A 9,070-nucleotide genomic window follows, 5' to 3' on the forward strand; every position below is an offset into this window, starting at 1 on the left:
TAGTGCCAGCGCTTGCGCCGGGAGCGGAACACCCTGCGCCGCCCGTTTGTCTGCGCTGACCGAACGCAGTTCGGGCACTTGGAGTGCGACTTCATCCCGTTCCGTGAAAAGTTCGGCATGGCGAATGTGACAGCGCTGGTCGGTCGGGTCAGCCGCTTCGCCGTTCTGCTACGCAACAATGATCGGCAATCGCGGCCGATCATGGAGCGGCTCGTCGGCGTACTGCAGGCCCTGCCCCATCGCGCGCGCCGCTCGATCACCTTCGACCGCGGCACGGAGTTCACCGACTGGCCCTATCTCCAGGCCGGGATCGGATCGCAGACCTGGTTCTGCGATCCGCAGTCGCCCTGGCAGAAGGGCACCGTCGAGAACATGAACGCTCGGGCCAGGAAATGGCTCTCGCGCGACGTCGATCCCCTCTCCATCACCGACCAGGAGCTGAAGGAGATTTGCGAGCACCTGAATACCACGCCGCGAAAATGCCTTGGCTACAGAACGCCGGCCGAAGTCTTCCGGCAGAAGCTCCTCGCCCAGATGCGGGCCGTCGGATAGGATCACCCCACTCGCAAGTCGCGCTTCAGCGAGAACTCACAAGGTCGAAGCGCGACTGGCTGTAGCCGCCGGCGACGCCGACCTTCAGCGACGAGCCCGGCGCGTCATAGAGCATCAGGTCGGCGCCGAGCAGGGCGCCGCCGCTGCGGCGGCTCATGCTCGCGGCATTGCCGTCGGCATCGCTGTTGCCGGCGCTGCCAAAGGCCTCGCCCCAGAAGACATAGCGCGGCTGCGGCAGAGGAGCGGCCATCGTGACCGCGCCCCTGCGGCCCGGCAGGTCGGCGCTGAAGGCGGCCGCGACCGGCTCGCGCTGCCGCCGTTGACGACGATACCCGCTCCGGTGAATTCGAGCGTCCGGTTGTTGCTGAAGCTGTAGTTCGCGGCATTGGCGTTGAACGTCCACCCGCCGATGGTCACATTGTTCGCGAACGAAGGCTCGTAATCGTCGACGTGCCGAAGAAGGCGGTGTCGGTCGGCCGCACTCCGGTGTCCCAGTTCAGGCCGGCATTGAAATTGGTCGAGACCGGCGCCGTGTGCCAGGTCGCGTCCTGCGCGTAAGCGGGCGCGACGAGCGCCATGCCGGCGAGCAGCGCCAGCCGCAGGGCCAAGCCGCCCATCCGCCGTCGAAAATCGGCATAGCCACGTCTTGTTCCCGGCCGCTGCGGAGGGCTTACGCCAGGGCACCGGCAAGGCAATGAACAGCCGTTCACACCAATTCAGAAAGGCGACCTGCAGCAATCGTGCAACAGATCGTCTGGTGGCGGGGAGAACCTATGTGACGTCCGGAATGTGCGGAAGCAGACGCTCAGCCCAGCCGCAAGACCCTTAGCCTCGCCCGCCTTCGACCGTAGCCCCTTGAACGAGGAGTGACGCAGCTTGTCGTCCTGCGTCCCGCTCGTTCCAAAGGATCGTGTATCAGCGCTCTAGCAAAGCCCACACCGGAGCGTGGTCACTCGCCCCGTCCCGGCCGCGCTCATCACGATGAACTCCGGCTTCAACCAGGCATCCGGCAAGATCAGCGGATAAGAGGATGTGATCGAGCCGCAACCCGTGGTCTCGATCGAAACGGCCACGCCAATAGGTCCAGAACGAATAGATGCGCTGATCCGGAAACAGATGCCGGATTGCATCGGTCCAACCCTGATCCAACAATCGGCGGAAACTTCGGCGAGGTGCCGGCTGGATCAGTGCATCGTCATCCCAGGACCGGGTCGGGTAGATATCGATCGCGGTCGGAGCAACGTTGTAGTCGCCGGCCAGAATGACCGGCACGCCGGCCGCCTTCAGCTCCGCGGCGTGGGCGATGAGGCGCTTCATCCAGGCGAGCTTGTAGTCGAACTTCGGCCCCGGCTGGGGATTGCCATTGGGTGCGTAGATCGAAGCGACGACGATGCCCGCGATGGCCGCCTCGATGTATCGGGCCTGATCATCGTCTTCGCCGCCGGGAAGGCGACGGCGCGTAACCACCGGCTCAGCGCCGCGCGCCAACAGCGCGACGCCGTTCCAGGTCTTTTGCCCCTGCCAGACGGCGCCATAGCCGGCGGCCTGCAGGGCTCCGACAGGAAAATCGGCGTCCTTCGCCTTCAGTTCTTGCAGTGCGACGATGTCGGGCTGAGTGGCCTCAAGCCAGGCGAGCAGATTTGGCAGCCGCTTGTTGATATTATTGACATTGAACGTCGCGACCCGCAGCCGCTTTGGCCTTGCCACATATGCCGCCTTCTTCGCCGGCTTGCGCTTGTCAGCCTTTAGCGCACCCTGCCCAACGCTGGCCCGCAGCGCCTCCATCAAATCGACCACCTTCGGCGCCTTGGCCGTCTTCGCGACCTTGACCGGCTTGCCGGCGAGCTTGGCCTTGACCAATTCGGCGACGGCCGCCTCGTAGCGGTCATTGAATTTCGACGGGTCGAACTCCCCCTTCTTGGTCTCGATGATGTGCTTGGCGAGCTCGAGCATCTCCTTTCAGGTCTTCAGCTTGGGAATGCCATCGAACGCCTCTGTCACGGAGCGGACCTCATAATCGAAGTTCAGGGTAGGGGCGACGAGCCCAAGGCCATGGGCGCGGACCATCAGCGCACGATAGCGCCGAAACAGCACGGCATGCGCCAGGGCGCCGACCTTGCTGGCGCGCAAGGCGTCGCGGATCACCGCAAAAGCGTCGTCGGCAATCTTGCCGGATGGCGCGAGGTAGTAGGGCTTGTCGAAGAAGACAGTGTCGATCTCGCTGCACGGGACGAAGGCGGAGACTGCCAGCAGCTTCTTGCTCTCGGGCACGGCATTGGCGATCTCGTCCGCCTCGACTTCGACATAGCGGTTCTCACCGATTTCGAAGCCTTTGATCTGATCCTCGCGCTCGACCGGCTCTTCCGTAACCGGGTCGATGAACTCGCGTCTGACGCGGTGGCCGGTATCGCAATTTCTCGTATGGAATGAGATGCGCTCTGAGGCTCTGGCGACTGTGTCGAGCGCCACCGGGCAGCTGATCTCGCCGAACTTCAGATAGCCCTTCCAGTTCGCCCGCGCCGCGACCATGGCACGCCACTCCCAACGCAACTCACCAGCGATTCAATGCGGTGCAGGCCGGCAGGTTCCGACGCTCGGGAACTGAATCAACGCCGGGGCAGTGAATCGGCAGTTTCGTTGCCGGAGTTGCGTCGTTATGCCCGCCCGCACCTATTGGAAGGGCTACCTCAAGATCTCGCTAGTCACCTGTCCGGTCGCCATGAGCCCGGCCACTTCCGAAAGCGAGAAGGTGCGCTTCCACACCCTGAACCGGGAGACCGGCAACCGCGAAAGCGCCTCCCAGTTCATTGCGATTCTAAAAAGGGAGATGAGGTCACTAGCTCGTGATCCGACGCGGACGCTCAATATCATGCGTCAGCGCGTCGAGATTTCGACACATGCAGCTCGGATGTGCCACCTGCTAGGAAACCGCGAGTTGGTCACAGATGGTCGGACTTGCGTCCCAAACGGACGCTCGGCATTCTCGGGTACTCAACAACGGGAGAGAAGCATGGCTACCGGAACCGTGAAGTGGTTCAACTCGACAAAGGGCTTCGGCTTCATCCAGCCAGACGGCGGCGGTCAGGATGTATTTGTCCATATTAGCGCCGTGGAACGTGCCGGTCTCCGGGAGTTGCGCGATGGACAGAAGATCTCGTACGAGGTCGTCGCCGATAAGCGCTCCGGCAAGTCATCTGCAGAGAACTTGAAAGCCGAATAGCATCTGGTACCCGGTCGGCCTCGCCGGACGCGCGAGGCCGCTACACTGGTCGCTCCGCATGGCCGATAAGCAAATTATCGAGATTCCTATCGTAAAAGTTGTGGCGATCGAGGTCAGCTCTGACCCGACGCAGGATTCTCTGATCACGTTTGCGACTGAGGCGGAGGCGGATATCGCTCTTCGATTGCCGCCGACTGTAATCGCAGAGCTTGAGGCGCTGCTCGCCCGCGCCAGTCAAGAGCAGGCGAAACGTCTGCCAAAGCAATGATCCAGCTGGATACGATTCCACCCCCAAGATAACCGCAGCGAACATCGCGCTGAAGTATTGGTAAAGATCGCGCTGGCATATCGGCCTTGTTGCCCTCCCATGGCGTGGACATTCAACAGCAGCCTTTCCGTTATTGGGTTGCGTCAGTTCCCCATCGGGATGCACGCGATTAGCATCGTTGGGCCGATATTGTAGCGCGCCTGCTGATTGCACGCTGGCTCGGCTGGGGTCGCCAGACGTTGGCCGAACGCGTAGATCTGGGGCCAAGCGTAAGCTTGGCTGAACCTGCCGCACATTTGGCCCTCCGATCTATCAATCGGCAAACTATGTGGCGTTATCGCGCTCGACCAGTTAGTAGTCGCCAGCGCCGAGCGCCGGATCCGAGCTCCGTGAACGATCTTGGCTACGGCCGTCGCCTAGCACGAATGGAACCCTGAAAATCGGCATGCGTTGACGTCGTCACAGAGGACATCTCGGTGGCCGGAAAACTCCAAGCATATCGCGCCAAACGCGATTTTCAGAAAACCAAGGAACCGAGTGACAACGCGCCCGTGGCGTCCTCGGATCGTTTGCGGTTCGTCATTCAAAAGCACGACGCCACGAGGCTCCACTACGACCTGCGTCTCGAACTCGATGGGGTCTTCAAATCCTGGGCGGTGACGAAGGGGCCATCGCTTGATCCCCATGACAAGCGCCTGGCCGTCGAGGTGGAAGATCATCCGTTGGCTTACGGCGACTTCGAAGGGACGATCCCTAAGGGGGAATATGGAGGCGGCACGGTCCAGCTCTGGGATCGCGGGTTTTGGGAGCCAGAAGGCAAGCTCAGCGCCGAGCGCCAACTGCAAAAAGGCGATCTGAAGTTTACCCTGAAGGGCAAACGGCTTCACGGCAGCTTCGTCCTCGTCCGCATGCGCAGCGATAGGGACGGTGGCAAGCGGACCAACTGGCTGCTCATCAAGCATCGCGATGAGCATGCGGTCGATGGTGACGGCGAAGCGGTTTTGAAAGCTGAGACCTCGGTGGCATCGGGCCGGAAGATGCCTGCGATAGCGGCGGGCAAAGGGCGCTCTCCGGAACCATTCCTGCTTGCCGAGAACGTCCTGGCTCCGGATGCGGAGTGGGACAGCCGAAGGGGTCTTGCGGCGAAGCAGAGAACTAGTGCGAAGAGACCCGCTTCAAAAGACCAAGCGCGGACCGCCAAGATGCCGCCCTTCATCGCACCCCAGCTATGCCGCAGCGTCGAGCGGCCGTCCAATGGCAATGGGTGGGTTCACGAAATCAAGTTCGACGGATACCGCGTTCAGATGCGGATCGAAGGCAGCAAAGTCACCCTGAAGACGCGCAAGGGGCTCGACTGGACCTCGAAATTTCGCGGGATTGCGAAGGCCGCAGCTGGCTTGCCCGATGCCATCATCGACGGCGAGATCGTCGCACTCGACGGCCACGGCTCGCCTGATTTTGCGGCACTCCAGGCCGCCATCTCCGAAGGTAAGACGCAGGATCTCGTCTATTTTGCATTCGACATGCTCTTCGACAGGAACAAGGATATGCGCGCAGAGCCGCTTCTCGAGCGGAAGGAGCAGCTAAAGACTTATCTCGATGAGCATGCCGACGGTGTTGTTGTTCGCTATGTCGAGCATTTTGAAACCGGCGGCGACGCCGTGCTAAAGTCGGCCTGCAAATTGTCCTTAGAGGGCATCGTCTCGAAGGCCGTCAAAGCGCCTTATGTTTCCGGACGCAGTGACACATGGACGAAGGCTAAATGTCGTGCCGGGCATGAGGTCGTCATCGGCGGCTGGTCCACGACGGCAGGCAAGTTCAGATCGCTCCTGGTCGGCGTCAATCGAGGCTCGCACTTCGTCTACATCGGCCGGGTCGGCACAGGCTACAGCGCCGCCAAGGTCAATGCGTTATTGCCGCGGCTGAAGGCAGTGGCCGCGAACACCTCGCCTTTCACCGGAGCTGGCGCTCCCAAGCGCGAGCCTGGTGTCACTTGGCTAAAGCCCGAGCTCGTCGCTGAGATCGAGTTCGCCGGCTGGACCGGCGATGGCATGGTTCGGCAGGCGGCCTTCAAGGGCCTGCGTGAAGACAAGCCCGCCGACGAGGTCGAGACTGAACTACCAGCCGATCCCGACGAGATCGAAACTCCAGAACCGCGCCCAGCTCGCACTCGCGGACGCGGAGGTAGGGTCGATGTAATCGGCGTCAGCATCAGCCATCCGGACAAGCCGTTGTGGCCACATGCCGAGGATGGTCGTCCCGTCACCAAACAGGATCTGGCCGAGTATTTTGCAGCTGTAGGCGACTGGATGCTGCCGCATATCAAGGGGCGCCCCTGCTCGCTGGTGCGTGCACCGGATGGCATCGACGGTGAGATGTTCTTCCAGCGCCATGCCGGCATGGGCACGTCGAACCTGTTCGAGCTCGTCCGCGTTTTCGGCGACAAGAAGCCCTATCTTCAAATCGATCGAATCGAAGCATTGGCCGCGGCAGCTCAGATCGGAGGCATCGAGCTGCACCCCTGGAACTGCGTGCCCGGCGATCCTGAGGTTCCAGGGCGCCTCGTCTTCGATCTAGATCCGGGACCAGGCGTCAGCTTCGGCGACGTCATCGATGCCGCGAAGCAGATGCGCGAGAGGCTCGCTGCGCCCGGTCTCGAAAGCTTCTGCAAGACCACTGGCGGAAAGGGCCTGCACGTGGTTGCGCCGCTCGCGCCCGCAAAACGCAGCAAGGTCGGCTGGCCGGCCGCAAAGGATTTCGCCCGAGGGGTCTGTGCCGAATTGGCGAGCGAGGAGCCGTCGCGCTACGTCGTCAACATGGCCAAGCGCCTGCGAAACGGCCGGATTTTCCTCGACTATCTTCGCAATGATCGCATGGCGACGGCGGTCGCCCCGCTCTCGCCTCGGGCCAGGCCCGGCGCCCACGCCTCGATGCCGCTGACATGGTCGCAAGTCAAATCCGGTCTCGACCCAAGCCGTTACACGGTGCGGACCCTGCCTGGCCTGCTCAAGAAAACCAAGGCTTGGGACGGTTATGACGACGCAGCGGGATCGATCGCGGACGCTATCAAGAAACTCGGGAAACGCGCCGAGGCGGCCTGATCGCTTTGGAAACCTCGCGGAACGATCGGCTATGGCGCTGCGTTCACCGGGAGAATCGGGAGACATCTGACCATGGCGCCACGGACATTCTGGAAGGGCTACCTGAAGCTGTCGCTGGTGACATGCCCCGTGGCGATGATGCCGGCTCGGTCAGAAAGCGACAAGGTTCGCTTCCACACGATCAACCGCAAGACGGGTAACCGCATCCAGAGCCGGTTCGTCGATGCGGTCACCGGTAAGCCAGTCGCCGATGATGACGAGGTCAAAGGCTATCCCAAGGGCGACGACGAATACGTTATGCTCGAAGATGATGAGCTCGACTCTGTCGCTTTGGAGAGCACGCGCACGATCGATATCGAGATCTTCGCGGCAAGATCGTCGGTCGGCTGGATTTGGTACGATACGCCGCATTATCTCGTCCCCGATGCCAAGGTTGGCGAGGAGGCCTTCTCGGTCATCCGCGAAGCGATGAAGCGAACCAAGACTGTGGGGATTTCGCGCGTCGTCCTCTACCGCCGTGAGCGCGCAGTATTGCTCGACGCTCGCGATAACGGCATCGTTCTTTGGACGCTGCGCTATGGGGATGAGGTCCGGCCCGAAAAGGATTATTTTGGCGGAATCGGTAAGGCGGAGCCTGAGGCCGATCTGCGCCCCCTAATGGATAAGCTGATCAAGACCCGCACCAAAGACTGGTCTCCCGATCTGGCGACGGACCCCGTGCAGGATGAATTGCTCGGGATCATTAAAGCCAAGCAGAAGGGGCGCAAACCTGCAAAGGCGGCGCCGCGTCAAGCCTCTGAGGGCAACGTCATCAGCATCATGGACGCGCTCAAGAAGAGCCTTGAGCCGAAGCGGAAGTGATCAGCTCGCCTTCTTGCGGGGCGCCTCACTGTTGGCGGCCGGCTTCGACTTTGTCGCGGACTTGCCACCGCTCGCATTTGCACTTTGGCGCAGCGCTTCCATGAGATTCACAACCTTGGTTGGCTCTGGCCGCTTCTGAGGCTTGATCTTTCGGCCTTCGATCTTCGCCTGGACAAGCTCGGCTAATGCCGATTCGTACCGGTCGTCGTAGGATTTGGGATCGAACGCGCCGGCCTTTGTCTTAATAATGTGCTCGGCGAGTTCGAGCATTTCGTCATCGATCTTGATGGCGGGCACGTCGCTAAATGCGTTCTCGGCCGAACGCACCTCGTAATCGAAGTTCAGCGTCGTCGCGATCAACCCATTGCCGTGCGGGCGAATTAGGATAGAGCGCATTCGCCGGAAGATCACAGTCCGAGCGAGGGCGGCTGACTTTTGGCCCTTCATACCCTCGCGGATTAGCGCGAACGCTTCGGACGCAACAGGCGTACTCGGTGCCACATAGTAAGGCTTGTCGAAAAAGATATCGTCGATCTCACCGCAAGGCAGGAATGTCTCGACGGTTAGGGTTTTATCGCTTTAAGGGATCGCGGCGGCGATCTCTTCAGGCTCGAGGATGACATAGTCACCATCCCCCTTGTCATAGCCCTTGACCTGATCTTCCGCCTCGACCGGCTTGCCTGAGACCTCATCGATGAACTGGCGGTGGACGCGGTTGCCCGTCTTGCGGTTGAGCGTGTGAAACGAAATGCGTTCCGCTGTCGACGCCGCCGTGTACAGCGATACCGGGCAGGTCACCTCGGCGATCTTGAGGATGCCTTTCCAAACAGCGCGCGGTGCCATCGATGTTCCCCAAAGTGCGTTGGTGATTCCACGATACGGAGGAACTTGGTGGCGATGCTGATGGTTCCAGTTCCAGACCCTAACGCGCAGACTGGACAGGCCGATGTCGAACGAAGACGCCGTCATCGCTAAGGCTTTAAACGCCGGGCTACGCCGGCTTCTCGTGGCGGCGTTCATCCATGAGCAAGAAACTGCGGCCGATAATTCTGAGCATTCCACGCCATA

Annotated in this window: 8 protein-coding genes and 2 pseudogenes; 5 read left to right on the forward strand and 5 right to left on the reverse strand. The window is 61.3% G+C overall.

Annotation, left to right across the window (positions count from 1 at the left end):
- Positions 1 to 30: 30 nt before the first annotated feature.
- Positions 31 to 552 (forward strand): annotated as a pseudogene (locus tag B6S44_RS09365) (IS30 family transposase); the annotation flags it as partial.
- A 25-nt stretch (positions 553 to 577) separates the two neighbouring features.
- Here B6S44_RS09365 and B6S44_RS09370 read toward each other — a convergent pair.
- The 4 genes from B6S44_RS09370 to ku (B6S44_RS09385) all read right to left on the reverse strand — a co-directional run bounded on the left by B6S44_RS09370 (position 578) and on the right by ku (B6S44_RS09385) (position 3,081).
- Positions 578 to 802 (reverse strand): autotransporter domain-containing protein, encoded by a 225-nt coding sequence (locus B6S44_RS09370; RefSeq protein WP_129156646.1) that lies wholly within the window; start codon positions 800 to 802, stop codon positions 578 to 580.
- Positions 803 to 965: 163 nt separating this feature from the next.
- Positions 966 to 1,160: a hypothetical protein gene (locus tag B6S44_RS09375; RefSeq protein ID WP_129156647.1), complete on the reverse strand. Its 195-nt coding sequence runs from the start codon at positions 1,158 to 1,160 to the stop codon at positions 966 to 968.
- A gap of 307 nt (positions 1,161 to 1,467) precedes the next feature.
- Positions 1,468 to 2,241 (reverse strand): exodeoxyribonuclease III, encoded by a 774-nt coding sequence (gene xth, locus B6S44_RS09380; RefSeq protein ID WP_129156651.1) that lies wholly within the window; start codon positions 2,239 to 2,241, stop codon positions 1,468 to 1,470.
- Between the two features lie 270 nt (positions 2,242 to 2,511).
- The gene (gene ku, locus B6S44_RS09385) at positions 2,512 to 3,081 is read right to left on the reverse strand and encodes a non-homologous end joining protein Ku (protein ID WP_129156648.1); all 570 of its coding nucleotides are present in this window, start codon (positions 3,079 to 3,081) and stop codon (positions 2,512 to 2,514) included.
- A 481-nt stretch (positions 3,082 to 3,562) separates the two neighbouring features.
- Here ku (B6S44_RS09385) and B6S44_RS09390 point away from each other — a divergent pair, with 481 nt between their 5' ends.
- The 4 genes from B6S44_RS09390 to ku (B6S44_RS09405) all read left to right on the forward strand — a co-directional run bounded on the left by B6S44_RS09390 (position 3,563) and on the right by ku (B6S44_RS09405) (position 8,002).
- A complete protein-coding gene (locus B6S44_RS09390) occupies positions 3,563 to 3,772 on the forward strand; it encodes a cold-shock protein (protein WP_129156652.1) in 210 nt (69 codons plus the stop codon).
- Positions 3,773 to 3,830: 58 nt separating this feature from the next.
- Positions 3,831 to 4,040 carry a hypothetical protein gene (locus B6S44_RS09395; RefSeq protein WP_126116638.1) on the forward strand — a complete coding sequence of 70 codons (210 nt, stop codon included), beginning with the start codon at positions 3,831 to 3,833 and terminating at the stop codon, positions 4,038 to 4,040.
- Positions 4,041 to 4,516: 476 nt separating this feature from the next.
- Positions 4,517 to 7,141, forward strand: a complete 2,625-nt coding sequence (gene ligD, locus B6S44_RS09400) for a DNA ligase D (protein WP_129156649.1) — start codon at positions 4,517 to 4,519, stop codon at positions 7,139 to 7,141.
- Between the two features lie 72 nt (positions 7,142 to 7,213).
- On the forward strand, positions 7,214 to 8,002 hold the full coding sequence (gene ku / locus B6S44_RS09405; RefSeq protein ID WP_129156650.1) for a non-homologous end joining protein Ku: 789 nt from the start codon (positions 7,214 to 7,216) through the stop codon (positions 8,000 to 8,002).
- On the opposite strand, the pseudogene ku (B6S44_RS09410) reads toward ku (B6S44_RS09405), so the two are convergent.
- Positions 8,003 to 8,845: pseudogene (gene ku / locus B6S44_RS09410) on the reverse strand (non-homologous end joining protein Ku).
- Positions 8,846 to 9,070 lie beyond the last annotated feature (225 nt).

Source organism: Allobosea sp. Tri-44, assembly GCF_004123845.1.
Lineage (GTDB): Bacteria > Pseudomonadota > Alphaproteobacteria > Rhizobiales > Beijerinckiaceae > Allobosea.